Source organism: Streptomyces sp. NPDC050528 (assembly GCF_044457795.1).
Taxonomy (GTDB): domain Bacteria; phylum Actinomycetota; class Actinomycetes; order Streptomycetales; family Streptomycetaceae; genus Streptomyces.
This window is the reverse complement of record NZ_JBITHH010000009.1, coordinates 90,490-114,419: the sequence shown is the minus strand read 5'-3', so window position 1 is coordinate 114,419 and position 23,930 is coordinate 90,490. Positions and strand designations below refer to the sequence as shown.

22 protein-coding genes are annotated in these 23,930 nt (G+C 70.0%); 13 read left to right on the top strand and 9 right to left on the bottom strand.

The window, feature by feature from the left end:
• The first annotated feature begins 119 nt into the window (after positions 1-119).
• Positions 120-1,514, top strand: coding sequence for a flavin monoamine oxidase family protein (locus ACIBK4_RS29725; RefSeq protein WP_398999411.1), 1,395 nt, complete (start codon positions 120-122; stop codon positions 1,512-1,514).
• 29 nt (positions 1,515-1,543) lie between these two features.
• On the top strand, positions 1,544-2,431 hold the full coding sequence (locus ACIBK4_RS29720; protein WP_398999408.1) for a TetR family transcriptional regulator C-terminal domain-containing protein: 888 nt from the start codon (positions 1,544-1,546) through the stop codon (positions 2,429-2,431).
• A gap of 60 nt (positions 2,432-2,491) precedes the next feature.
• Here ACIBK4_RS29720 and ACIBK4_RS29715 read toward each other — a convergent pair whose 3' ends face one another.
• Positions 2,492-3,607: a serine hydrolase domain-containing protein gene (locus ACIBK4_RS29715; RefSeq protein ID WP_398999406.1), complete on the bottom strand. Its 1,116-nt coding sequence runs from the start codon at positions 3,605-3,607 to the stop codon at positions 2,492-2,494.
• 119 nt (positions 3,608-3,726) lie between these two features.
• Here ACIBK4_RS29715 and ACIBK4_RS29710 point away from each other — a divergent pair, with 119 nt between their 5' ends.
• Together ACIBK4_RS29710 and ACIBK4_RS29705 are read left to right on the top strand one after the other, a co-directional pair.
• On the top strand, positions 3,727-4,608 hold the full coding sequence (locus tag ACIBK4_RS29710; RefSeq protein WP_398999403.1) for a GyrI-like domain-containing protein: 882 nt from the start codon (positions 3,727-3,729) through the stop codon (positions 4,606-4,608).
• A 291-nt stretch (positions 4,609-4,899) separates the two neighbouring features.
• Positions 4,900-6,135: an MFS transporter gene (locus ACIBK4_RS29705; RefSeq protein WP_398999401.1), complete on the top strand. Its 1,236-nt coding sequence runs from the start codon at positions 4,900-4,902 to the stop codon at positions 6,133-6,135.
• Between the two features lie 27 nt (positions 6,136-6,162).
• Here the strand turns inward: ACIBK4_RS29705 and ACIBK4_RS29700 are convergent, their stop codons facing one another.
• Positions 6,163-7,125, bottom strand: coding sequence for a zinc-dependent alcohol dehydrogenase family protein (locus ACIBK4_RS29700; RefSeq protein WP_398999399.1), 963 nt, complete (start codon positions 7,123-7,125; stop codon positions 6,163-6,165).
• 116 nt (positions 7,126-7,241) lie between these two features.
• On the opposite strand from ACIBK4_RS29700, the gene ACIBK4_RS29695 reads away from it, so the two are divergent.
• The 5 genes from ACIBK4_RS29695 to ACIBK4_RS29675 all read left to right on the top strand — a co-directional run bounded on the left by ACIBK4_RS29695 (position 7,242) and on the right by ACIBK4_RS29675 (position 11,684).
• Positions 7,242-7,886, top strand: coding sequence for a TetR/AcrR family transcriptional regulator (locus ACIBK4_RS29695; protein ID WP_398999397.1), 645 nt, complete (start codon positions 7,242-7,244; stop codon positions 7,884-7,886).
• A 96-nt stretch (positions 7,887-7,982) separates the two neighbouring features.
• Entirely contained in the window at positions 7,983-8,135 is a 153-nt protein-coding gene (locus ACIBK4_RS29690; RefSeq protein WP_398999395.1) for a hypothetical protein, read from the top strand.
• Between the two features lie 578 nt (positions 8,136-8,713).
• The gene (locus ACIBK4_RS29685; protein WP_398999393.1) at positions 8,714-10,123 is read left to right on the top strand and encodes a diacylglycerol/lipid kinase family protein; all 1,410 of its coding nucleotides are present in this window, start codon (positions 8,714-8,716) and stop codon (positions 10,121-10,123) included.
• Positions 10,116-10,742 (top strand): phosphatase PAP2 family protein, encoded by a 627-nt coding sequence (locus tag ACIBK4_RS29680; RefSeq protein ID WP_398999391.1) that lies wholly within the window; start codon positions 10,116-10,118, stop codon positions 10,740-10,742. The genes ACIBK4_RS29685 and ACIBK4_RS29680 overlap by 8 nt, the downstream gene beginning before the upstream one ends.
• A gap of 147 nt (positions 10,743-10,889) precedes the next feature.
• On the top strand, positions 10,890-11,684 hold the full coding sequence (locus ACIBK4_RS29675) for a transglutaminase domain-containing protein (protein WP_398999389.1): 795 nt from the start codon (positions 10,890-10,892) through the stop codon (positions 11,682-11,684).
• Between the two features lie 416 nt (positions 11,685-12,100).
• Here ACIBK4_RS29675 and ACIBK4_RS29670 read toward each other — a convergent pair whose 3' ends face one another.
• Positions 12,101-13,000: an alpha/beta fold hydrolase gene (locus ACIBK4_RS29670; protein ID WP_398999387.1), complete on the bottom strand. Its 900-nt coding sequence runs from the start codon at positions 12,998-13,000 to the stop codon at positions 12,101-12,103.
• A gap of 57 nt (positions 13,001-13,057) precedes the next feature.
• Between ACIBK4_RS29670 and ACIBK4_RS29665 the strand changes: the two genes are divergently transcribed.
• On the top strand, positions 13,058-13,666 hold the full coding sequence (locus tag ACIBK4_RS29665) for a TetR/AcrR family transcriptional regulator (RefSeq protein ID WP_398999385.1): 609 nt from the start codon (positions 13,058-13,060) through the stop codon (positions 13,664-13,666).
• A 450-nt stretch (positions 13,667-14,116) separates the two neighbouring features.
• On the opposite strand, the gene ACIBK4_RS29660 is transcribed toward ACIBK4_RS29665, so the two are convergent.
• Together ACIBK4_RS29660 and ACIBK4_RS29655 are read right to left on the bottom strand one after the other, a co-directional pair.
• On the bottom strand, positions 14,117-14,953 hold the full coding sequence (locus ACIBK4_RS29660) for an FkbM family methyltransferase (RefSeq protein WP_398999383.1): 837 nt from the start codon (positions 14,951-14,953) through the stop codon (positions 14,117-14,119).
• 389 nt (positions 14,954-15,342) lie between these two features.
• Positions 15,343-15,723 (bottom strand): integrase core domain-containing protein, encoded by a 381-nt coding sequence (locus ACIBK4_RS29655; protein WP_398999381.1) that lies wholly within the window; start codon positions 15,721-15,723, stop codon positions 15,343-15,345.
• Between the two features lie 889 nt (positions 15,724-16,612).
• Here ACIBK4_RS29655 and ACIBK4_RS29650 point away from each other — a divergent pair.
• Positions 16,613-17,203 (top strand): TetR/AcrR family transcriptional regulator, encoded by a 591-nt coding sequence (locus ACIBK4_RS29650; RefSeq protein ID WP_398999379.1) that lies wholly within the window; start codon positions 16,613-16,615, stop codon positions 17,201-17,203.
• Positions 17,204-17,282: 79 nt separating this feature from the next.
• Entirely contained in the window at positions 17,283-18,335 is a 1,053-nt protein-coding gene (locus tag ACIBK4_RS29645) for an SDR family oxidoreductase (protein ID WP_398999377.1), read from the top strand.
• 13 nt (positions 18,336-18,348) lie between these two features.
• Here ACIBK4_RS29645 and ACIBK4_RS29640 read toward each other — a convergent pair whose 3' ends face one another.
• Together ACIBK4_RS29640 and ACIBK4_RS29635 are read right to left on the bottom strand one after the other, a co-directional pair.
• Positions 18,349-19,209 carry an alcohol dehydrogenase catalytic domain-containing protein gene (locus tag ACIBK4_RS29640; RefSeq protein ID WP_399000072.1) on the bottom strand — a complete coding sequence of 287 codons (861 nt, stop codon included), beginning with the start codon at positions 19,207-19,209 and terminating at the stop codon, positions 18,349-18,351.
• A gap of 99 nt (positions 19,210-19,308) precedes the next feature.
• Complete coding sequence (locus tag ACIBK4_RS29635; RefSeq protein ID WP_399000070.1) at positions 19,309-20,583, bottom strand: IS256 family transposase; 1,275 nt, start codon at positions 20,581-20,583, stop codon at positions 19,309-19,311.
• Between the two features lie 605 nt (positions 20,584-21,188).
• On the opposite strand from ACIBK4_RS29635, the gene ACIBK4_RS29630 reads away from it, so the two are divergent.
• Positions 21,189-22,433 (top strand): cytochrome P450, encoded by a 1,245-nt coding sequence (locus ACIBK4_RS29630; protein ID WP_398999375.1) that lies wholly within the window; start codon positions 21,189-21,191, stop codon positions 22,431-22,433.
• A gap of 238 nt (positions 22,434-22,671) precedes the next feature.
• On the opposite strand, the gene ACIBK4_RS29625 is transcribed toward ACIBK4_RS29630, so the two are convergent.
• Both ACIBK4_RS29625 and ACIBK4_RS29620 read right to left on the bottom strand, forming a co-directional pair.
• A complete protein-coding gene (locus ACIBK4_RS29625) occupies positions 22,672-22,818 on the bottom strand; it encodes a hypothetical protein (RefSeq protein WP_399000095.1) in 147 nt (48 codons plus the stop codon).
• 485 nt (positions 22,819-23,303) lie between these two features.
• Positions 23,304-23,552: a metal-sensitive transcriptional regulator gene (locus ACIBK4_RS29620; protein WP_399000068.1), complete on the bottom strand. Its 249-nt coding sequence runs from the start codon at positions 23,550-23,552 to the stop codon at positions 23,304-23,306.
• Positions 23,553-23,930 lie beyond the last annotated feature (378 nt).

The following is a 23,930-nucleotide window of genomic DNA, read 5'->3' as shown; positions in this document are numbered from 1 at the left end:
AAACGCAATGACTGATTGGCGAGTCAGCCTGGCTCCGGCCGGAGGTGCTGTCAAGACGTCGATCGCAATTTTGTGGAGCATCTTGACTGGCGAGTCAGTGTTGCGGCACGGTAACCGGCGTGACACCACTCGAAACTTCTGCCGTGGACACCGATGTCGTGGTCGTGGGTGCCGGATACGCGGGACTGACCACCGCGTGGCGGCTGGCCGACGCCGGGCTCGACGTGGTCGTGCTGGAGGCCGCCGACCGCGTGGGCGGCCGTGTGTTCAGCCAGGTGACCCCGTCCGGGGTGCGCGTCGACCACGGAGGACAGTGGATCGGGCCGAGCCAGCGACGGTTCCACGCGCTGGCGGCCCGGTTCGGCTGCCGGACGTTCCCGACCTGGGAAGCCGGCCGGCACGCCGAGATCCGCGCCGACGGCACCCCCGTGGACTACGCGGGCGGCGCGCCGGACACCGGACCGGGCATCGAGGAGTACGCGCGCGTCACCGCCCTGCTGGACGAACTCGCCCGTACCGTCGACCTCGAACAGCCGTGGTCCACCCCGCAGTTCACGGAGTTCGACTCGCTGTCGGCCGAGGACTTCTTCCGCGCGCAGACCGACGACGAGGACGCGCTGGCACGGCTGGCGCTGGCGATCCAGGGCGTCTGGTGCGCCGAACCACGCGAGATCTCCTTCTTCCACGTGCTGTTCTACCTGGCCTCGGGCGGCGGCTACGAGCAACTGATGGAGACCCGCGGCTGCGCCCAGGACGCCCGGTTCGCCGACGGGGCCGACGCGGTGGCCCACGGGCTCGCGAAGTCGCTGGGCGACAAGGTCCGGCTGGGCGAGCCGGTGCTCTCCCTGCGGCAGACCGCGCACGGGGTGGAGGCACACACCGGCCGCACCGTCGTCCGCGCGCGGCGGGCCGTGGTCGCCGTACCCCCGGCGGTGACCGAGCGCATCGCCTTCGACCCGGCGCTGCCCGCCGCACGGCGCGGCTGGGTTCGCCACTCCCCGATGGGACGCGTCGCCAAGGTGCACGCCGTCTACGAGGAACCCTTCTGGCGCATGGCGGGAAGCTCCGGGATCGCGACGCTCTACGGCGACAGCCCGGTCGGCGTCGTCTTCGACAACTCACCCGAGGACGCCTCACGCGGCGTACTCGTCGCGTTCGTCTACGGCGACCGGCTCGACCGCTGGTCCGCCGGCACCGACACCGAGCGCCGCCACGGAGTGCTGGCCGCGCTGACCGCGGTCGCCGGACCCCGGGCCGGCCAGCCCATCGACTACGTCGAGAAGATCTGGCCGCGGACCGGCTGGACCGTCGGAGGCTACGAGTGCTTCCTGACCCCGGGCGGCTGGACCCGGCACGGCAGGGACGGCTGGCGCGAGCCGACCGGGCTCGTCCACTGGGCGGGGACCGAGACCGCCTCGGTGTGGAACGGCTACATCGACGGGGCGATCTCCTCGGGCGAGCGTGCCGCCGCCGAGGTGATCGGCGCCCTGGCGGCCGTCGGGCACCTGGGGTGAACCGCCTTGGCTGACATACTGATCCGGTTATGACCAGCATCGAAGAGCGACCGGCCGACACCGCCGCCACGCTGCCGGAACGCGTCCGGACGGCGATCCGCGCGGCCGCCGTCTCCCAGCGCGAGGTCGCCCACCGGGTCGGAATGGACCCGACGGCCCTGTCCAAGGCACTGCGCGGAACCCGGCGGCTGCGCGACGAGGAGATCGCCGCCCTCGCCAAGGCCTGCGGGGTGTCCACGGCCTATCTGGTCGAGGGAACCGGTCCGGAACCCGTGCTCCCGCCCGAGACCGGACGGGACCGGGCGCAGCCGGTGACGGCACAGGAACGCCGGGACCAGATCCTGGAGGCCGCCACCGTCCTCATCGCCCGCCGCGGCTACCACAACGTGCGGGTCTCGGACATCGCCCGCTACTGCGGGACCAGCACGGCCACGGTGCACTACCACTTCCCCAGCAAGGAAGCCACGCTGCACGCGGCGCTGGAGTACTACGCCCAACGGTTCCGCACCCGGCTCGACGAGGAGTTCGGCCGGGCCACGTCCGCGCGGGACAAACTGCGCCGCCTGATCGAGGTGCAACTCCCGCTCGCCGCCGAGGACATCGACGAATGGTCGGTGTGGATCCAGTTCTGGAACCAGGCGATGCTCGAACCCCGCCTGCGGCCCGCGCAGCGGCGGATCTACTCGGGCTGGTACCGGGTCGTCGTGGACGTACTGCACGAGTGCCGGTCCGAGGGCCTGGCACCGGAAGCGGACGTCGAAGCCCTCGCCGACCGGTTCACCGCGATGGTCGACGGCCTGGCGATCCAGATCCTCGCCAGCTCGACCGAGATGCGGCCGGACCGCATGCGCTCGCTCCTGCTCCGGGCCTTCGAGCCACACCTCGTCCTGACCGACCCCCCGGGCGCGCCGGGCTGAAGAGCGGTAGGGGCTTGAGGCCGTCACGCCGCGAGCGCCTGCGCCCCTTTCTGCGAATCGTCACCGCAGTCCGCTGTAGGCGGCCATGATGATCTCCATGCCGCGGTCGTCCTCCTGCCGTTCCCGGTCGAGCATCTGGTTCATCACGTAGGCAACCGTCATCCGTGCGTCAGGATCGCTCGCGACCAGCGAGCCGCCCCATCCACCCCAGCCGAACATGTTGCCGAACTTGCCGAAGCCCACCGTCCAGGACATCGGGCTCCGCAGCACCCGGTCCTCACCGCGGAACACCTCCTGCCACGCGGGCTCGCAGCCCTGGGGGGACAGCAGCCGTACGCCACCGGCCGAACCCCGGTTCGCCAGCACCGACTGGACGAGGGCGACGGACCGGGCGTTGCCGAAACCGTTCACCGCGGGGATCTGCGCACGACGCCAGGCCACCGAGTTGGCATTCCTGACCCGGACCGCGACACCGTCGTACTCCCGACGCGTGCCGTCCGGTCCGAGCGGTGCGGCGGCGGTGAACTCGTCGGTTTGTGACGGCGGCGGGATGAGCGGTGCGACGCGGTGGTCGTCGGCGGCGGAGAGCCCGATGTGGAAGTCGGCGCCCAGCGGCTTGGCCACCTCCTCGGCGAAGAAGTCGCCGAGGCTACGGCCGGTGATGCGGCGGACGACCTCACCGATCAAGTACCCGAAGGTGAGCCCGTGGTACCCGGCGGCGGTTCCCGGCTCCCACTCCGGCGTCTGCGCGGCCAGCCCCGCCGTCACGCGCTGCCAGTCGTAGAGGTCCTCGACCGCCGTCGGCCAGGACAGGTCCGGCAGCCCCGCGGTGTGGGACAGCACGTGGCGTACCAGCAGGCGCTCCTTGCCCGCCGCTGCGAACTCGGGCCAATAGGCGGCGACCGGTGCGGACAGGTCGAGCAGGCCCTGGTCGGCCAGGACGAGCGCGCACAAGGCGGTCATGTTCTTGGTCGCCGAGTTCACGCCCGTGAGGGTGTCGCGCTCCCAGGCGACCGTACGGTCCGCATCGGCGTACCCGCCCCAGAGGTCGACCACCGGCTCGCCTTCTAGGTAGACGGCGACCGAGGCGCCCACGTCGTCCTTGCCGAGTGAAGCTGCCAAGGCCGCCTCGACTGCGGCGAATTGGGGCTCGCACCGCCCCTTGAGATCATTCATGTGCGCAAGCCTCAAGCAGGGCCGAGGCTCGCGGCCCGACAATTCCCGTACGGCTTCTGTCGGGCGGGGCGCGGATGAAGCACCTGCACCATCACTTCCACACCTAGGGACGGACGCACGTGCTGGAGCGGCTGAATCAGGCACTGGACCACCTGGAGGCCAGCCTCGACGGGGAGGTCGACGTGGCCGAGGCCGCCCGGATCGCGGCGGTGTCCGAGTACCACTTCCGGCGGTTGTTCTCCGCCCTCGCCGGGATGCCGCTCCCGGTCTACGTGCGGCGCCGGAGGATGACTCTCGCCGCGGCCGAGGTGCTGGCCGGTGAACGCACCCTGCTCGATGTCGCGGTGCGGTACGGCTACGGCTCGGGCGAGGCGTTCGCCCGGGCCTTCCGGTCGGTGCACGGCATCGGTCCGGGCGAGGCCCGGCGCACGGGCGCGCTGCTCACGGCACAGCCGCGCATGTCCTTCCGGGTCGTCGTCGAAGGCAGTACGACGATGCGCTACCGGATCGTGGAGAAGGAGGCGTTCCGGATCGTCGGCCGGAAGGCGCGGGTCCCGCTGGTGCACGAGGGCATCAACGCGGCCGCAGAGGCGCACCTGGAAACCCTGGACGAGCGGGCGGTCGTACGGATGAAGGGGCTGCCCGGCCGGGAGCCTGTGGGGATCCTGTCGGCAGCGGTGTATCTGACCGACAGCCGGGAGGAGGGCGCCGAGGCGGACTACTGGATCGGCGTGACCACCGGCCCGGAGTCGGTCGTCGAGGAGCTCGACGCCTTCGATGTGCCGGCCGGGACCTGGGCGGTCTTCGACAACGACGGGCCCTATCCGAGCGCGCTCCAGGAGTTGTGGCGGGACGTGTTCACCCAGTGGTTCCCCTCGAACCCGTACACGAGCCGGCCAGGTCCGGAACTGCTGCGGACGCGGCCGGTGGCGGTCGGCGAGGAGACCCACTCCCAGCTGTGGATCCCGGTCGAGCGGAGCAGCGGGAACGCAGCCGTGTGAACACCGGTCTGCGCCTACCGACGGGGATGCTCCGCTTCGTTCCGTCTTCGGAAGGCGGGCCGACCAGCCGGCTGTGACGCGGGCCCTGATTCTCGTCGTCTGGTTCTGGAATGCGTGAGTGCGTGGCGCGGCTGTAGCGCCCGTAGACTTTCGCTGCCCTTAGGGGCGCATCGGGCAACGGCGGCCGGCGCGAGAGGCTACAGAAACAGGGCGAACGGGACGCACCACGGTCCTGCCCGCTTCCCCCGCATCCGCACGTAAATCGCCGCCCGCGAAAGGTACTTACGCTCCATGCCACTGGCCCTGCTGGCCCTTGCCCTCGTCGCGTTCGGAATCGGTACGACCGAGTTCGCCACCATGGGACTGCTGCCCCAGATCGCCGACGGCGTCGGCGTGTCCGTGCCGCACGCCGGCAACCTCGTCTCCGCCTACGCGCTCGGCGTCGTCGTCGGGGCGCCCGTCCTGACCGGCATCGGCGCGCGCATCGCCCACAAACGGCTCCTGCTCCTGCTGTCCGCGCTGTTCGTGGTCGGCAACGTCGCCTCCGCTCTCGCCCCGAACTTCGGCCTGCTGTTCGCCGCACGGTTCCTGGCGGGCCTGCCCCACGGAGCACTGTTCGGCGTGGGCGCCGTCGTGGCCTCCCGGCTGGTCGCCCCCGAACGCGCCGGGCGGGCCGTGTCGAGGATGTTCCTCGGACTCACCGTCGCCAACATCGTCGGCGTCCCGGCCGGCACCGCCCTCGGGCAGCATCTCGGCTGGCGGTACGCCTACTGCGCCGTCGCCGTCATCGGCCTGGTCGCGCTCGCCGCGCTGGCCGCCTTCGTCCCCCACCAGCCCCGCGGCAACCAGTCCGGCATCCGGCACGAACTACGGGCGATGGGCAACCGGCAGGTCGCCCTGGGCCTGGCCACCGCCGTCGTGGGATTCGGCGGCTTCTTCGCCGTCTACAGCTACCTGGTGCCGATCCTGACCCACGTGACGGGTCTCGCCGATTCCTCCACGACGTGGGTCCTCGCGCTCTACGGCATCGGGATGACGCTGGGCACACTGACCGCGGGCCCGCTCACCGACCGGGCCCTGCGCCCGACGTTGTACGGGGGCCTGTTCCTGCTCGGTGCGACGCTCGTGGCGTTCTACTTCACCGTGCACAGCACCGTCCCCGCCCTGATGACCCTTGCCGTCATGGGGGCGATGGGCGCCCTGGTCACCACCCCCGTGCAGATGCTGCTCATGGCCAAGGCGAAGAACGCCCCGACGATGGCCGCGGCCTCCAACCACTCCGCCTTCAACCTGGCCAACGCCGGCGGCGCCTGGCTCGGCGGCCTGGCCATCTCCGCCGGCTGGGGCTGGGCCTCACCGGCCCTGGTCGGCGCGACGCTCGCCGCGGCGGGCCTGGGCCTGGCGCTCCTCGCGGGCTTCACGGACCGCGATACCGGCAGCTCCGCACTGATCACTTCCTCAGCGGCCCAGACCCCGTCGGAACCTTCGTCGACGACGTCTCAAGCGCGGACCGGTAGCGACGCGTAACGGGCCTCGGACACGGTTCCTGCCGATTCACGGCGTCAGCACGATCCTGCCGAACACCGTGCCCGCGTCCATCGCGTGGTGGGCCAGGGACGCCTGACGCAACGGCAGCACCTCGTGGACGACCGTGCGCAGGTCTCCCTGTGCGGCATCGTCGAACTGGGACGATCGCACGGCCCGCCGGTCGGCGCCGGGCACGGTGTCGGAGCTGAAGGTGGCGAACGACAGCGACCTGCGGAAGGCGTCCATCAGCCGCTTACCGAAGTCCGCCGGGGGCTGTCCGCCGACCACGCCGACAGCCACGTACCGCCCGTTGTCGTTCAACCTGTCCAGAAAGACGGGGAGTTGGGAACCGCCCACGACATCGATCACCACGTCGAAGCCCGGGGGCACATCCGCGTCGGCTGCTCCGGAGCGGTCCAGGACATGGGTCGCGCCCAGGTCCCGCAGGCGCGCGCCGCGTTGCGCGGACGAGGTGGTGACCGCCACCGCGCCCGCACCGTTCCTGGCCGCGAGCTGGACCGCCGTGATCCCGATGCTGCCTGCGGCCCCGCGCACGAGCACCGTCTCGCCGGGCGTGAAACGGGCGCGGTCCAAGGCGAAGTGGGCGACCACACCGGAGCCTCCGAGCGTCACCGCGTCCGCGCCGGTCAGAGCGTCGGGCAGCGGAAGAACGTCGTCGACCGGGGCGACGGCCTGCTCGGCGTACCCGCCGCCCAGACCGGTGAACGCCCACACCCGGCGCCCCGTCCACGAGGCGTCCACGCCGTCTCCCACCGCGTCGACTCTGCCCGCCACCTCACTGCCCAGGAGATGGCCTTCCCGGAAGCCGTAGGCGGCGAGCGTTCCCCTGCGGACGACGGCGTCCACCCCACCGACCCCGATCGCCTCCGTGGCGATCCGTACCTGTCCCGGGCCGGGTACGGGCACGGGCAGGTCGACGACCTCCAGACCGTCAGGGCTTCCGAACTCTCTGACCACAACGGCTTTCATCTCTGCTCCTCAAGTTCGGCCGCGTGCGGGGCGTAGCCGACGGCGGGACGGGGCCGGTGGCACCGGCATCGGGAACGTAACGGACGCCCCCGTCCGCTTGGCTAAAGTGAGAGACCATGACCGGCCGTTTGCCTCACCCTGTGCGCTCCGACGCCCGCGACAACCGGGCCCGCATCCTGGACGCCGCCGGCGTGGTGTTCGCCGAGGAGGGCCTGAGCGCGCCCATGCGTGAGGTCGCCCGGCAGGCGGATGTCGGCCCCGCGACGCTGTACCGCCACTTCCCGACCAAGCGCGCACTGATCGTGGAGACCTTCGCCGAACAGCGGCGAGAGTGCCGGGCCGTCGTCCGCGACGCCCTCGCGGACCCGGATCCGTGGCACGGATTCCGTGGCCTGGTCGAGCGCATCTGCGAACTCCACGTGCACAGCCGGGGATTCGCGGACGCCTTCATGACGGCCTTTCCGGAGGCCATGGACTTCGCCGCCGACCGGGAGCGGACCCTGCGCGCGGTGGCCGAACTGGCCCGCCGCACACAGAAGACCGGCCGGCTCCGCTCCGACTTCGTCGTCGACGACCTGGTCCTCATGCTCATGGCCCACCAGGGGATCCAATACGCACCCCGTGCCGCCCGGCTGGCCGCCTCCCGCCGCTATGCCGCCTACGTGATGGAGGCGTTCCACGCCACGCCGGACAGGGAAGCACCCACACCACTGCCACCGGCACCGCGCCTTCAGCTCGCGCCCATGCCCGGCGCGCCCTGAACCCGTAGCCCGTTCAACCGGCGGTCCGCCGCCGGAGGCGTGGGCACAGCCTGTCGAGCAACGGTTTGAGAGGGTGCGCGAGATCGCGCGCGGTGTTTGCTGACTTCCGCTGCTCACCACGGCGCCGACCTGGACCAGTGGGTGCGCGACGCCCTCGACGGCGGGTACTTCAACAAGGGTGAAGCGAGCACGGCCGCCTCCCGGGTGCTGGTCCAGCGCGGTGTCCAGGTGCCGCCGATGCGGCCGTGACGGGCTGCGCCTGCAGCATGCTGTCCGACTGTGGTGGTGGGGTGTTGGGTTGCGTGTGGGGTCGTTCACCTGCGTTCAGGGGTGGCTGGAGCGTGAGGAGGGCGTCCGGCTGGGCGGAGTGTCGGATCCGGTGTCCGGCAGGGGCGGCGTGCTCCGGCTTGTATTCTTGATCGACTTTGCCTGGTATGTCGTCGAGGCTCGGTTGATCACCGACGGGCGGGAGGAGACGGGGTGGCGGACGGGGACAGCGAGGTCGGGAGACGCCGGGCTCGCGGTGTTGAGGGATACGAGGGCGCGGTTCGATGGGTTCGTCGTTGAGCGGGTGGGGTCCGAGCTCGGGATGCGTCGCGCGAAAGCCGCGTCGTGGACATCGGCAGCCCGACCGTCGCGGACCAGTACGCCCCCGCCGTCCGCTTCGCGGCTTGCACACGAGCCGCCGACCGTGCCCGGTCGAGGACGAGGCGGGGCACACCGCGTAGGTTGCACGGACACAGGCATGAATCGCCGGTGTGACGGACAGACGAAGAACCCGCCGCGTGATCGCGGCCGTCCGCCTCATGCATGACGGGGAATCAATAGTGAACGAGACCGGAACGACGCGTGGGACGGAACGCCGCGGACCCGACAAGGGTCTCGGCTCGGCGCGGGCCCTGGCCCGTCTCGCTCTGTTGTGCATTGTGGGAGCGGTGGCCGCGGTGGTGGCCGGCACCGACCATTGGTTCGTCCTGCTGCTGGGCCTGGCGGGTCTGGGACTGGCCGGGGCGGGCTTGTGGTGGGCGTTGGCGCACCGCGGGTTCGCCCGGTTCCTCGGTGCCCTTCTGGCGGTCTCCGCGCCTGTCGGCGTCCTGGTGCTGTACGCCGTGTCGGGCCTGTGGGTGGTCGCGGTCGTCGCCCTCGCGGCGTGGACGGCCGCGCTCGGCTGCGCGCGGAGTGCCCTGCGCCGTCTGCGCAAGCCGCACGGCATGCACACCCGCACGGTGCGCCCGCCCCGCCGGGCCGTGCTGATCATGAATCCGAGGTCGGGTGGCGGGAAGGTCGTGCAGTACGGACTCGTGGAGCGGGCCGAGGCACTGGGCGCGCGGGTGATCCTGCTCGACCTCGACGCAGATCCGGATCCGGTGGCACTGGCCCGGCAGGCCGTGGCCGAAGGAGCCGACCTGCTCGGTGTGGCCGGCGGCGACGGCACCCAGGCCCTGGTGGCGGGAGTGGCCGCCGAACACGGTCTGCCGTTCATGGTCGTGACGGCCGGTACCCGCAACCACTTCGCCATGGACCTCGGCCTGGACCGGGACGATCCGGTGAGCAGCCTGGACGCGCTCTCGGACGGTGTGGAACTCCGCGTCGACCTCGGGGACATCGCCGGCCGGCCGTTCGTCAACACCGCCTCGTTCGGTACGTACGCGCACATCGTGCAGAGCCCCGACTACCGCGACGCCAAAGCGGTCACCGCGCTCGACCAGTTGCCGGACCTGCTGGCGGGCGAGGCGGGCGCCGTACTCAGTGCCCGGTCCGACGAGGAGCGGCTGGAGGCCCCGCAGGCGGTGCTGGTCAGCAACAACCCCTACGCACGGGCCGACCCGCTGACCGGTGGCCGCAGGGAGCGGCTCGACACGGGCGAGCTCGGTGTGATCGCGGTCCGGGTCGGGGGCGCGGTGCAGGCGGCCGAACTGGCGCTGTTGGGGGAGCGGGCCAGCGGCATGACGGTCCTGACGTCCCGCAGGGTCGTCGTGGAGTCCGACGAGGAGACGATCCCGGTGGCCGTGGACGGTGAGGCACTCGTCCTGCCCGCACCCGTTGTGTGCTCCATACGGCCCGGCGTGCTGCGGGTCCGCGTGCCACGGGAACGGCCCGGGGCACCGTACGTCGCACCGACCGTCGACTGGTACCGCGTCATGCGCCTCGCCTTCGACCTGTCGCCCCGCGCACGCGAGAGCCACGACCGAGCAGCCCCTTCACGCGACAAGAACCAGGAGCAGAGCGATGATTGACCGTCGTACTCGCCGACAACGAGTGCCGCAGGGCCTGCTGCGCGATCTCGCCGGCCTCGACCAGGCCCTCTACGAGGCCGTGACGGTCACCAGCACACCCGCCCTGGACTCGGCGCTGCGCCGGCTGTCCGCGGCGGCCGATCACTCCAAGATCTCCCTTCTGATCGCCTCGGCCCTGGTCCTGCGGCCCGGCCGTTCCCGCCGCGCCGCGGTGCTCGGTGTGGCGGCGGTCGGTGTCGCGTCCGCCACGGCCAACCTCCTGGGCAAGCGTCTTGTACGGCGGCCGCGCCCGCACCGTGCCGAGGACTCGCCGTTCCCGGGTCGGCACGTCCCGATGCCGGCGTCCGCGTCGTTCCCCTCCGGTCACACGGCGTCCGCGGTCGCTTTCGCCGCGGCGGTCGGGCCCGGGTTCCCGGCCGTTGCGGTCCCTCTCGGACTGCTGGCCTGTGCCGTGGGGTACTCGCGCGTTCACACCGGGGTGCACTACCCGGGCGACGTCGTCGCCGGCGCCGTCCTCGGAACGGGCGCGGCCGCGGCCGTCCTGGCGGCGGCCGCGCACTGGGACGGCTCGGTCGGCGGCAGAGCTGTGCGCCTGAGCTGTGGCTCTTCTGCCGGGTGAGTGCGCGTTGTCCGGGCGCTCGGTGTCCGGACGGCGGGTGTCTGTCGATGCCGGGATCACCTCATCCTCGTAGTTGAACGTGTTCAAAAATGCTGCCATGATGGGTCTCGCCATCCGGGGAGGATGCTGGGGGAGGGGATCACCGTCATGACGAGCTCACTTCTCATGCCGCGAGGCCGGGTCCGCGCACGCGGCGCCGACACGGGAGAAGCGGCGGGCAGCACGGCTCCGACGCGGATTCTCGACTGGCGGCATCCGAGCGTCTCGTCCCTGCTGCGCCGTCTCGACCTGCCGACGGACACGGAAGACACCTCGGACGCCTGCCGAACGGCGACCCTGAGGCAGGCCCACCGATGGATCGCCACGGCCGTGCGCCCGGTGTACTCGGTGCAGGACGAGCGACCCGTCTCGGCGGTGCTGCACCGCGGACGGGGCTCGTGCAGTCAGCGGCTGGCGGTGCTGGAGGCGGTCGCGCGGGCAACCGGAGTGGCCACACGCGTGCGCGGCCTGTTGGTCGACGGCAGCTTCTGGTACCCGCGCTTCCCCCGGGTCCATCGGCTGGTCCCGCACCAGGTCGTGCTCGCATGGCCGGAGTTCCACATGGAAGGTCCGCCGCGCAACGGCCGTCCCACCGCACCGTGGCTGACGGTCTCCCAACTCTTCGGAGACCTCGACGAGTTGAACGGATCCAGCGGCGGCGGTTTCACCAACACCGGCCCGGAGACACTCTTCGAGGCACTGTCCCGCACGGCGATCGACTGGGACGGTACGACGGTCTGCCCGGCTGCCGGTCCCTCCTGTGACCTCTCGGCCTTCGTCCTGACGGACCTGGGCCATTTCGACTCACGTGACGCGCTCTTCGCCCGGCACGGCCAGAGCCTCTGCGCAACGGCGAGACTGCTGGCCGAACCTGTCTTGAGCCGCCGTTCGGCAGGGGCCTGAGGGCGGGCGGCGAATCAGCACGGGGGTGCTCGCCTCCAGGGGGTCGTACGGGTCGGGGCGGGCGGCGTGATCGGGCTCGGCCCTGACGGCGGGACTGGCGTGGCCGCCGTGCGCACTGATGAGCGCGCGCTCGTCCGCAGGTAACCGGGGTCATGCCGGTCCGGGCAGACAGGGGCATCGTCCACGGCTGGTGGTCGGGATTTCCGGTCTCGCATATCGAATACGTCATCCAGGTACGGCCGTTGCGGCTGAGGAGTTCCGGTCCCTCGCGCGCCGCCGCGCAGCCGCCCGCCGCGTCGAGGGCGACCATGTTGCTGGAGACGGTGGTGGAGGAGGGCGAAGGCCTGCTTGACGATGTGGCGGAGTGTGTGAGGCTCCGCCTGTCGTTCGCGCAGTTCAGCCGTGTGGCGTGCCTGCTACCGGTCGGCCGCGAGGAAGTTCTCCAGGATCTCGACAAACCGTGCCGGCTGCTCCTCGGCCGGGTAGTGGCCGCAGTCGTCGAGGACGGCCTCCGTGACGTCGTCGGCCGCGAGCCGCATCGTCTGGGCGGCATTCGCGCCGCTCCACAGCGCGCCGCCGAGGCCGAGCACCGGGAGGGTCAGCCGGGTCTTGCCGCGCTGTTCGTTCTGGGCGATCGTCTCGTCCAGTGCCCGGTAGTACGCGAAGCTCGCCCGCAGCGCGCGAGGATCCGCGGTGATCGCGTCGACGTAGACGTCGACGGCGTACGCGGGGATCGCGGTCGGCGTGGCGGCCTTGGTGGCGAACTGCCAGCCGAAGAAGAGCTGTTCCCGTCCCCGGACCAGTTCCTCGTTGAGGTCGGTGAGCCGGTTGAAGCCGAACTGCCAGAGCTTCAGGTTGGCCGCGGCCGGGCCGAAGAACGGCGGGGACGGCGTGAGACCGGGGATCACCGCTTCGAGGATGGCGAGCCGGCCCACCCGCTCGGGGTGATCGGCGGCGAGGGCGTATGCGGTCCACGTGCCGATGTCGTGTCCGACCACGTCGAACCGCTCGTGCCCGAGCGCGGCCATCAACGCGACCAGATCGGCGGCGAGCGTGCCGGCGTCGTACCCGTCGTCGGGCTTGTCGGAGAGCCCCGCTCCGCGCGAGTCGACGGCGACGACGGTGTGCCGGCGGGCGAGCGCGGGCATCACCTCCCGCCAGGCGTACCAGGTCTGGGGCCACCCGCCGATCAGCAGCAGCGCCGGGCCGTCCCCGCCGGTGACCGCGTGCAGCCGCAGTCCGTTCACCTCCACGAACCGGCTGGTGAAGACGTCGAGGAATCCGTCGGGCAGCCGCAGCGAACTCAGGGTTGTCATGCCGGCGACCCTACCCATGTTTGAACGATCGTTACAAGATGTGTAGGGTGACGGACCATGGCAGGCCGCAAGCAGTTCGACGTGGACGAGGCGCTACGACGTGCGATGCACGTCTTCTGGCGCTGGGGTTATTCGGAGGCCTCGATCGATCGCCTGACCGAGGGCACGGGCCTGGGCCGTGGTTCGCTCTACGGCACCTTCGGCGACAAGAGCGCCCTCTTCCGCAGAAGCCTCCAGCGGTACGCGCAGATCTACCACCCGCAGTACGAGCAGGCGCTGTCCGGCCCCCACGCGAGCCCGAGCGCCGTTGTGGCCGCCTACCTCCAGGTCGCCCTGAACCGCATCGCCGACCCGACGGTCCCGGACGGCTGCCTGCTCACGGTGTCGGCAACGCAAATCCCGGCGCTGGACGAGGAGGGCCGGGCGATGGTCCGCGCCATGATCGACGGTCTGCGGGCCAGGCTGGAGCAGGCGTTGCTGGCGGCGGGGGCCGGTGAACAGGAGGCGGCAGAGCTGGCGTTGTGCACGCTGGCGACGAACAAATCCCTGGCGGTGCTGAGCCGCGCCGGCTTCTCGGGCGAAGACCTGGCAACCGTCGCGGCAGGCGCCGCCAGGAATGCCAAGGCTGTGCCGAATCGACTGGCCGAACCGTCGGGGCCGCAATAGTGCAATAGGTGGGAAAGGGAAGGGGCGTTCGCGCCCGTGCCGCCCCCGCGACACGAGGCTGGTGGGCCCGTCCGATCAAAGGGCTCCGGGGGCAGTGGTGTTTCGAGCTGGGCAGGCCCCGGTCGGCCGTCGACGGCCCCGTTTGCCGCTCCTCTTCAACGCCCGAATGTGGGAGGAGCCGGCCACGCGGCGAGACCAGCTCAGGCGTGAGGCCGCGTTCGACTCGGCAGGCAGGACCTCGCGCGCTCGCGGCCGGACGTCGGCCTCGTTCCCGTCCCGCGACCGGCGCCAGCACGTCGTGCCCGCGTCGCAGCTCAACTCCTGTGGCGGCAACGGCTCCAGGCGGTCCCGCGGCTCATCCCACACGATCCACGGCGACGTTCCCACATCGGACTGCACGCCCAACTCCCGCCCCGGACAAGGTCGTCGGAACCGATCCACCTCTTTGTGTCAGCCGTTGATACTGCCTTGAGCGTCGGGTGCCGCGCGTGGTTCGGGCCTGACCGCGAACACCATGCCGATGTCGCCGGCCCGCTGCACCGAGTCCTGCTCGGTGCTGACTGCCAAGCCGTTTGTGCGGAGGATCTCGCAGACCGTGTCGCGGTTGAGCTGCCAGCGCTCCACCTCGACGACGGCCTGGCGGACCAGCGGCCAGTGCCGCTCCTCGATGCCTCTGAGTACCTCCAGTTCGGCGCCTTCCACATCGACCTTGAGCAGGTCGATGTGGTCGATGCCCTGCTCGTCGAGCACCGATGACAGGGGCCTGACCTTCACCCGATGCGTCTCGAGCTGCCGCAGCACCCGCAGCTTGCGGCTGATGAGAAGAGTGAGGACGGGGGCGGGCACACGGCGCAGGACCGGTCCCAGGCCGCCCTGGCGGATCATTTCGACAATGCTGGCGGTGACCCGGCGCCGCTCGTCCTCGATGTTTCCCTGATCCCGTGAGGAGGACGAGAAGATCGTGGCGGCCGGAATGTAGCTGAAGTCGAGCTCGTCTTCACGGGACGCCAGGCCGTAGGGGAGCGCGGTCAGGCGTCCGTTGAAGAACTCGCGGGCATTGCGTTCGAGTGTCGCGTGGAGCGGCGGCATCGGCTCGAAGGCGTAGATCCGCACGTCTCCGTCCAGCCGCTCGTAGACGGCGGCCGAGAACACACCGATGTTGGCGCCCACGTCGAGTACCGTCGCGCCCGGTGTGCACTCGATGCCGTGGGCGAAGTAGCCGTCCACCTCCTCGCGGAGGAAGGACGCCTCCCAACGATTGATGCTGTGCAGTTCCATCGCGCTCATGGCCATGACAAGGTGATGTATCAGGGTTGCGGTCAACAATCCAGCTCTGGAGGTCGAGGCGACCGTGAGGCCCTGACTGGTCGTCGCCCCATCCGCGCCGACGTGGGCCCGTAGTCCCGCAGAGCACCGCCCAGGGGTGGGCGCCGCGATCTGCCCCGAGTGCCTTGAGCCCACTGTCTGGTCCCCGGCCACCGGCGTGGCCCCTGCTGGGGTCCGGCAGGCCTATGGGCGGCTGGTGTCGGTCGTGGCCCTATGGATGCAGCGGAAGGGCAATCGGCAGGAGGGCCGTGTGTTTGTGTGACGTGGCCCGAAGCAAGCGGGCTCGGTCAATGTGTTCCCGATGACGCACCATGTGGAGTGTCAATCCCCTGTTTTCATAGAGACGTTGGTTATGCGGCCCGGCCTTCCTGATCGGTCCGGGCTCGGGCCTGCTGAATGATCCGTTCGAACTGGACAGGCGGTTTTCCACCGGCCGCGCTGTGACGCCGCTTCGTGTTGTAGAACTCCGCGATCCACGTCGCGATCTTCAACCTCGCCTCGACCCGCGTGGCGAAGGTGTGCCGGTGGACGTACTCGACCTTGAGGACCGAGTGGAACGACTCCGCAGCGGCGTTGTCCAGGGTCGACCCGACTCGCCCCATCGACTGCACCACGTCCCAGCGGCCGCAGAGCTGCTGGAACGCCCGGGATGTGTATTCACTGCTGCGGTCCGTGGGGAAGATGACGCCGTCGACCTGGCCGCCTCTGGTCGGCGATCGCAAACATCGCATCCCCAGCAGCCTGGTGAGGAACCACTGCGATCGCGGATGGCGGTTCGCCTCCGACGGCACGGTGTTCCTCGGCGCATCCAGCGTCAAGATCGAACGCTTCCGCTACCGCGGAGCCAAGATTCCGACTCCGTGGACCATCGAATCGGCAGCCAACCATGGCTGACCACCGGGCAAGACACGTGGAGTGCCCGTTGCGGGGCCAACTCGCACGGCGGGTTCGGCGGGCGGGGACGGAAAGACCGGCGCCCGCAAGGACGCACGGCGTCCCGTCCCCGACCCAACAGGATCACGGCTGAGTTGCCGTACGTGTGCGCGAGGCAATCACACGACAGAGCGGCTGAGGTGGACTGCCCGCTCGTCGACTCATCAATTCACGGTGTAACGCTTGCTGCGCAACGACTATGGCGCATGTTTCGCGGCGGCCCCCGTACCGACCTCGACCGACGACGGGAGCCGTGCTCCCCGACCCCCAGCACCCCTACACCCGCCAACTCATGGCCGCCGCAGATGTGTTGCCGAGAGTGCGTGGCGTTCGATGAACGTCGATGGAAACGTGGCTGGGCGGGTCGAGGTGCCGCTCCTTCCCGGCGGACGTCACCTTCGTCCGTATGCGTAAGGCGAGGTCCGCACATACGGAGAGCGTGGGTACGTCGACGAAGCCGGAAGTCGACCGGTGTACCTGCTCGCAGCACGGACGCTCTCCGTGACCTACGCGCCTGCTTGGCGGGACTGGGAAGGGTCGTGCGCACGCTGTAACCGGGTCCGCCAACGCGCTTCGCCGCGGACTTGCCACCCGCTTATCGAAAACGTATTGTCGAAAACGAGTTTTCGATCCCTGTTGTCCAAGTGAATGGGCATGGACCGGCAACTTGGACGACGGGAGTCACTGATGACCAAGCGGGCACTGGCCTCCAACCGGCGCAAGCGGCTGACGGAGGAGCGCGAGCGCGAGATCCTCGACGTCACCTTCGACCTGGTCGCCGAGGTCGGCTACGAGCAGGCGACAGTGGACGAGGTGGCCAGGCGGACGAAGGCGAGCACGGCCACGCTGTACCGGCAGTGGGAGAACAAGCCCAAGCTGGTGATCACGGCGATGACGGCACGCAAGTACCCGCCCCTGCCACCCATCGACACCGGCGGCCTGCGCGACGACCTGGTGGCGCTGGCTCGCATGATGCCGGCGCCGCACCCGCGGGGCGCCCCGACCCTGGGGATCTGGCAGGCGGTCGTGTCCGACCCGGCCCTTGCCCAGGCGCTGCGGGACGTCCTGTTCGCCCCCTATCTCGACGCGCTGCGCACGATCCTCGCCCGACACGTCGAGCGCGGAACGATCCGTCCCGACAACCCGGCCCTGGCGCACGCCGAGATGTTCCTGATGGGCAGCGTCTTCGTGGAGAAGCTCTTCACCGGCGTCGAATCCGACGCCGACCAGCTCATCGCGGTCATGGACGCCCTGCTGCTGCCGGCGCTGACCCATTGACCGCGACTGCCTCTTTCCCCATCTGGCTGACGTCCCTGGACCAGCCAGTACGCGCACACATAGACGAAGGACCTTGACCATGAGCAGCGATTCGACCGACATCGTCCTGGTCACCGGGGGCTCCGGGTTCCTGGCCGGCCGGGTGATCGCCCAAGCGCTCGGCGAGGGCTACCGGGTCCGCGCCACCGTGCGTTCCCTCAGCCGCGAGGCGCAGGTCCGCGAGGACCTGGAGGCCATGGGCGTGGATGCGGGTGAGCGGCTCACGTTCGTGGCGGCGGACCTCACCGCGGATGCGGGGTGGGCCGAGGCGGTGTCGGGCTGCCGTTACGTCCTGCACACCGCATCCCCATTCCCCGGCGGGGAGCCCGACCACGAGGACGACCTGATCGTCCCGGCCCGGGAAGGCACGCTGCGCGTGCTGCGCGCGGCCCGTGACGCAGGTGTCGAACGCGTGGTGGTCACCTCGTCATTCGCCGCCGTCGGCTACGGCAGGCCCGCCACCGAACAGCCCTTCACCGAGGACGACTGGACCGACCCGGACAGCGACATCCCCGCCTACATCAAATCCAAGGTGCTGGCCGAGCGGGCCGCCTGGGACTTCGTCGAGCGCGAGGGCAACGGCCTCCAGCTCGCCACCGTCGTCCCGGTCGGCATCTTCGGGCCTGTGGTCGGCGCCGACCACTCCTCCTCGATCAGCATGATCACGGGTTTGTTCAGCGGCGCGATGCTGGGGACACCGCGCTTGTACTTCGCCGTCGTCGACGTCCGTGACGCGGCAGACCTCCACCTGAAGGCCATGACCGACCCGAGGGCCGACGGCGAGCGTTTCATCGCCGCCGCCGGCGACGCCGTCTCCCTGCACCGGATCGCACTCGCCATCCGCGACCGGCTCGGCGACGCCGCCCGTGCCGTACCGGCCACCGAGCTTCCGGACGAGGCGGTACGCGGGGCCGCCGAGGCCAACCCGGCGCTGAAGGGCCTGCTGCCCAACCTCGGCAAGGTCCGCCACGTCAGCAGCGACAAGGCCCGCACCGTCCTCGGCTGGAACCCGCGCAGCAGCGACGACGCGGTCGCGGCCACCGCCGAGAGCCTGCTGGAACTCGGGCTCCTGCCCGCGGCGAACCCGGCATAGGCGCCGATCACGATCAGAGGGTCAGTACGACCCGCTCGCGCACCTGACCGCCTTCCAGCAGACGGTGCGCCTCGGCGGCGTCCTGCATGGCCATGGTCCGGTACTCCCGCAGTCGGAGCAGCCCTTGCGCCAGCATGGGCATGGTGTCCTCCAGTGCGTGAGGAGCCCGCTCCGGACCGGGATGTGACAGAGCGACACCGAAGTCCGCCGCGGCGGGGTCGGACAGGGTGACGACCCGGTCGGCGGCTCCGGTCAGCGTGATCGCGTCCGCCAGTACCCCCTTGCCGGACGCGTCGAACGCGAAGTCGACGGGCCCGACCCTCCGGACCGTGTCGACCAGTTCCGCGCCGTAGCGTACGGGCGTGGCACCTAGGGAGGTGACGAGTGCGTCGTCCCGCGCGCCTACGGCACTCACCACCTTGATGCCCTGCGCGACAGCCAACTGCGTGGCGATCAGGCCGACGGCTCCGCCACCGCCGAGCACCAGCAGGGTGTCGCCGGTCTTCACCGCCAACTGCCGCAGCACCCCGGCCGCCGCCTCCGCCGAGGCCGGCAGGGAGGCCGCTGCCGCCCACGGGACGGACGGTGGCTTCTCGACCCACATCGAGGCGATCGCGTATTCGGCGTATCCACCGAGGTCGAAAAGCAGCGCCGCCACGTCCTCGCCGATCCACGTCTCGCTCACCCCGGGCCCGACCGCGTCGACGGTGCCGGCCACCTCGAAGCCGAGTACGGCGTTTCGTTGGAGCGAGAAGGCATTGAGACGGCCCGACCGCAGGGCGAGATCGGTCGGGCCGACGCCCGCGGCTCTCACCTTCACCCTGATCTGCCCTTCGCCCGGCCGGGGGAGCGGGACATCAGTCCACCTCAACATGTCAGGGCCGCCGAATTCGGTCAGCGTGATGGCTTTTGGCATTTTTCCTCCGGTCTTAGATCCAGAACTCGATCGTGTCCCGCGTGATGGTGTAGCCGATCAGCTGGTGGGCGCGTTTGGTGTGTTGGTCAGCGCCGGGGCGCTTTCGGGGAGTTCGGGGTAGAGGTCGTCCATGCTGCCTTCGGGGAGGTAGCGGCGAGGGAAGGCGATCCATTCCTTGTGCATCTCCAAGAGCACGGCGGTGACCAGCCGCAGCAGGGCGTCGTCGTTGGGGAAGACCTGGACGATGTCGGTGCGGCGCTTGATCTCTCGGTTGACCCGCTCCAGCGGGTTGGTCGACCGGATCTTCTTCCAGTGCCGCTCCGGGAAGTCCGCGAACGCGGTCAGATCGTCCTTGGCCTTCAGCAGCATCTGCTTCACCTTGGGGAACTGCCCGCCGAGCATGTCGGCAACGGTGTCGACCTGGGCCCTGACCGTGCTCTGGCCGGGCTGGGCGAAGATCGTGCGGATCGTCGCGGCCACCATCTCACCGGAGTTCTTGTCGATCACGCCGAAGACGTTGCGCAGGAAGTGGACCCGGCATCTCTGGTGGGCGGCGCCGAGCATCACCTTGCCGATCGCGGCGACCAGGCCGCTGTGATGGTCACCGATGACCAGACGGACCCCGGACAGGCCGCGTTCGCGCAGGTGACGCAGGAACTCGGTCCAAAACGCCTCGGTCTCGCTGTCACCGACCTCCCCCGGCCTCGACTGCGCTCGACCGGGGGGACCCCCATCGCCGAGGACTTCGCGGCCGCCGTCCTCGGTGACGCCGTTGGCGATCACCACGGCCCGCGAGGCGATCCGGTGGTTGACCCTCGCCTTGCAGTAGGTGGCGTCGAGGTAGATGTAGGGGAAGCGGGTGTGGTCCAGCGGCCGGGTGCGAAACGCGGTCAACGGCTCGTCCAGGGCGGCGCAGATCCTGGAGACCTCGCTCTTGGAGATCCCGGTGTCCGCACCCAGGGCCTTGACCAGGTCGTCGACCGACCGGGTGGAGGCGCCCTCGACGTATGCCTCCATGACGACGGCGTAGAGGGCCTGGTCGATGCGGCGCCGACGCTCCAGCAGACAGGGGAAGAAGCTGCCGGACCGTAGTTTGGGGATGGCCAGGTCGAGGTCGCCGGCCTGGGTGGTGAGCGTCTTGTCGCGTTGCCCGTTGCGGTAGTTGGTGCGGGTGTCGGTGTGCTCGTTCCACTCGGCGCCGATCTTCGCCGCGGCCTCGGCCTCGATCAGTTCTTGCAGCATCCGCTCGGCGACACTGCGGACGAGTTCGAGTCCCTCGGTCGAATGCAGTGACTGAAGCAGGCGTGTGAGTTCAGACTGGGACAGGACCACTGTGCGTCTCCTCCCCTCGATGAACTGGGCGTTCATCAGGGAGAGTTGCACGGTGGCCCGTCCGCCGCGCAGGGGGCGGACACCACCAGGCGGAGCACACCTGTGCACTACTCAACGTCGATCGGCTACACCATCACGCGGGACACGATCCATGAGGGGGCCATGGCTGGGGCGGCCGGCAGGCTCGGCGGCGCACTTCTGACACAGCATCGAGCCGACGGATCCAAGCGGATGGAACTGGAGGCGGCCGATGCCCAGCGGCGCGAGGAGCGCCAACACGCGCAGCGGCTCCCGCAGGTCGAGCGCGCCGAACCAAGGCGCAGGCTGGTCCTGACCGCCCGGGTCCAACCCACCGCACACACTGAGCTCGGGCACCGCCATCCAGTCGTGCACCGAGTTTCCGGTCCGCATACCGCGCCCGGATGATCTCAGTCGTAAACCGACCAGTTCTTCGGCACAGTTTCGGCACTTCTCAGCACCTAACGTCATTCGGCACCAGGTCTGGCCCGCGCATCCCTTACGGGGGCGGCGCGAGGAGGAATCAGCGATGACATCGCCACGCCTGGAAAACGCCTGGAAAGCGCCTAGGAAGGCAGGACGACGACATGACCTCGGCCACCGGCCACGGTGACACAGACCCCCAGGACTACCCCTTCGTGGGCGCCACCGCCCTCGAACCGCCCGCCCAGTGGGCCGCGTTACGCGAGAAGTGCCCCGTGACATGGGTACGTACGCCCGGCGGTGCCGAGACCGCGCTGCTGACCCGCTACGAAGACGTCCGCAAGCTGTTCGCCGACCGCAGGTTCCGCCGGAACCTGGCCGCGGAGGACACCACCCGGCTGGACGATTCCGAGGACGGCGGACTGTTCCACCAGCCCAATCCCGATGAGGAAGGCATATCGGAGGCCGACTTCGACCGCGCCGACCACACCCGCTGGCGCTCCGTCCTCACCCGGGCCCTGACCGGGCGGCGGCTCGACGAACTGCGCCCGCGCATCGCCGCGAAGGCCGACGAGCTCATCGACGCCATGACCGCCCGCCCGGGTCCCGCCGACCTCGTCAGTGCCCTGGCGCGTCCGCTGCCACTGTGGGTGATCTGCGAGGCTCTCGCCATCCCGCTCCAGGACCAGGAGCGGATTCTGCGGTGGTCGACGGTCCTGCTCAGCCTCACCCGCCACACGCGAAGCGAGATGGACCAGGCAGCGGGCGATTTCTACGCGTACATGATCGCGCACATCGAGAACAGGCGCGTTGCCCCCGGCGACGACGTCATCAGCGAACTCACCGCGATCGTCGACGCGGGCGAGGGACGCTTCGACGAAGCCGAACTGGCGAGTGCGGGAATCGGTCTGCTCGTCGCCGGACACGAGACCACGTCCCAGATGATCGGCAAGATGACCGCGATGCTGCTCGCCGATCGCGACCGGTGGCGCGAACTGCTGGCCGACCCGGGGCTGGTACCCACCGCGGTGGAGGAAGCACTTCGTTTCGACGCCAACCACGGCTTCGCACTGCCGCGATACCTCTCCGCCGACGTGGAGTTCGGCGGCACCACCCTCACCCGCGGCTGCACCGTTCTGGCCGAGATCGCCGCGGCCAACCGTGACGTGACCGTCTTCCCACACCCCGACCGGATGGATCTACGGCATGCCCCCAACCCCCATCTCACCTTCGGATACGGTCCCCAGATCTGCGTGGGCCGGGAATTCGCCCGCAACGAACTGAGGACCGTCCTCGCCACCCTGCTCAAGAGGCTCCCGACCCTCGAACTCGCGTTACCAGCCCACCAGTTGAAGCGCCGGTCCGGGATTCTGGTCGGCGGTCTGGAGGAGCTGCCGGTCCGCTGGTGACGGCCGCCCGTGCCGGAGCGGTGGCTGCGCAGCCCGCTGCCTGGTGCACCCTGACACCGCACGTCGGCTGCCCGACGGATTCTCGGCTTTGACGCTCTGGGTGTCCGCACCAAGGACGATGAGCTGAGAAAACCTCTCTGACCAGGGATTTTCTGGGATCATCTTGACGCTGAAATAACGCTCGCGACGCTCATTTGACGCTCGTCCTGATGGAATGTCAGGTACGTTGCGTCGCTGGTCAGGGGGTCTGATGGCTAAGGCCGTGAGGCAGGGGCAGCTGATTGGCGAAGATCTTCTTGCCGGCCGGGGTGAGGCCGTGCCGGTGATGGGCGCTTTTGCCGACGTCCAGCCCGAGGAAGACACCCGCGTCGTCGATGTCGTTCAATCCATCCTCCCGAACGGGGTTCGTGCGGTGCCGGCCGGGGCGTTGGCGTCGTGTGCGCGCATCCACGTTATGCAGACCTGCAGCCCGCAAGCGTGGACGCCGGTGCATCGCCCTGTGCTGGCTCGGCGGTTTCGGCGACGCGGACCTGCGCCATGAGCCGACGAGCCAGGTCGAGTGCCTCGCTCATGGTCGGCGAGGCCCAGGTTCCCGGTTCGCCGCTGCGCACGGGGCCCACATCGAGCGTGACCCGGCTGATCGGCCGGTCCGTGGCGGCTGCCGGCCGCAGGAGGTCACCAGCGGCGCCTCGCCGGCCGGACCGAGCCGCATGTGCTCTGACTCCGGCATCCTGCCCACGTCCTTCACTGAATACCCGGCGGGGTATTAGGGGCAGCGTCGCGCAGGCTCGGAATGTCCCCGGACGCGCGGGCGCCCGCCGCCCCCGTGTTTCCGGGGAGCGCCGGGCGCTGCACGCTGTTGACGTGGTCTCAGGCCAGCGCCAGGAACAGCTTTTCCAGTTCGGCCTCGGTCATCGGCGGGGCCTCGCCGTCCTGCTGCTCGGCAAGGCACTGCCGCATTCCGCTGGCCACGATCTTGAATCCGGCCCGGTCCAGGGCTCGGGAGACCGCCGCGAGCTGGGTGACCACGTCCTTGCAGTCGCGGCCCGCCTCGATCATGGCGATGACTCCGGTCAACTGGCCCTGCGCGCGGCGCAGCCGGTTGAGCACCGCGCCCATCGCTTCCTCTTCCACCTTCACCGGGAGCCTCCTTGTGGCCGGTCGATCGCTTTCCATAGTACCCGTGGGGGTATAGGGACCGGGACGGTCGCTCGTCGGAGGTGTTCGGCGCGCACCAGCGAGTCGAGGGCGGTACGCGGGCCTTCCGGGCCGTCGGTCGGCCGTGTGGAGGTGCGGGTACGGGCAGCTGCGAGGGTCCGGGGCGATGCAGGCATGGCAGGCCCGGGACCTGTCGATGACGCACTTCGGGCTCGGATTCCCGTCCACTCACCTCGCGCTTTGGGCTCAGGTAGGTGGTGGGCCAGCCTTCGGGAGGTGCGTTTGAACGCCGGCACCGGCACGTAGTGACGGATCCGGGCGGAGGAGAAGAAAGCGAAT

Coding starts and splice junctions, on each gene's coding strand:
- ACIBK4_RS29720 (WP_398999408.1), top strand. CDS start 1,544: ATGACCAGCATCGAAGAGCGACCGGCCGACACCGCCGCCACGCTGCCG.
- ACIBK4_RS29715 (WP_398999406.1), bottom strand. CDS start 3,607: ATGAATGATCTCAAGGGGCGGTGCGAGCCCCAATTCGCCGCAGTCGAG.
- ACIBK4_RS29705 (WP_398999401.1), top strand. CDS start 4,900: ATGCCACTGGCCCTGCTGGCCCTTGCCCTCGTCGCGTTCGGAATCGGT.
- ACIBK4_RS29700 (WP_398999399.1), bottom strand. CDS start 7,125: ATGAAAGCCGTTGTGGTCAGAGAGTTCGGAAGCCCTGACGGTCTGGAG.
- ACIBK4_RS29695 (WP_398999397.1), top strand. CDS start 7,242: ATGACCGGCCGTTTGCCTCACCCTGTGCGCTCCGACGCCCGCGACAAC.
- ACIBK4_RS29680 (WP_398999391.1), top strand. CDS start 10,116: ATGATTGACCGTCGTACTCGCCGACAACGAGTGCCGCAGGGCCTGCTG.
- ACIBK4_RS29675 (WP_398999389.1), top strand. CDS start 10,890: ATGACGAGCTCACTTCTCATGCCGCGAGGCCGGGTCCGCGCACGCGGC.
- ACIBK4_RS29670 (WP_398999387.1), bottom strand. CDS start 13,000: ATGACAACCCTGAGTTCGCTGCGGCTGCCCGACGGATTCCTCGACGTC.
- ACIBK4_RS29665 (WP_398999385.1), top strand. CDS start 13,058: ATGGCAGGCCGCAAGCAGTTCGACGTGGACGAGGCGCTACGACGTGCG.
- ACIBK4_RS29660 (WP_398999383.1), bottom strand. CDS start 14,953: ATGAGCGCGATGGAACTGCACAGCATCAATCGTTGGGAGGCGTCCTTC.
- ACIBK4_RS29655 (WP_398999381.1), bottom strand. CDS start 15,723: ATGCGATGTTTGCGATCGCCGACCAGAGGCGGCCAGGTCGACGGCGTC.
- ACIBK4_RS29650 (WP_398999379.1), top strand. CDS start 16,613: ATGACCAAGCGGGCACTGGCCTCCAACCGGCGCAAGCGGCTGACGGAG.
- ACIBK4_RS29645 (WP_398999377.1), top strand. CDS start 17,283: ATGAGCAGCGATTCGACCGACATCGTCCTGGTCACCGGGGGCTCCGGG.
- ACIBK4_RS29640 (WP_399000072.1), bottom strand. CDS start 19,209: ATGTTGAGGTGGACTGATGTCCCGCTCCCCCGGCCGGGCGAAGGGCAG.
- ACIBK4_RS29630 (WP_398999375.1), top strand. CDS start 21,189: ATGACCTCGGCCACCGGCCACGGTGACACAGACCCCCAGGACTACCCC.
- ACIBK4_RS29620 (WP_399000068.1), bottom strand. CDS start 23,552: ATGGGCGCGGTGCTCAACCGGCTGCGCCGCGCGCAGGGCCAGTTGACC.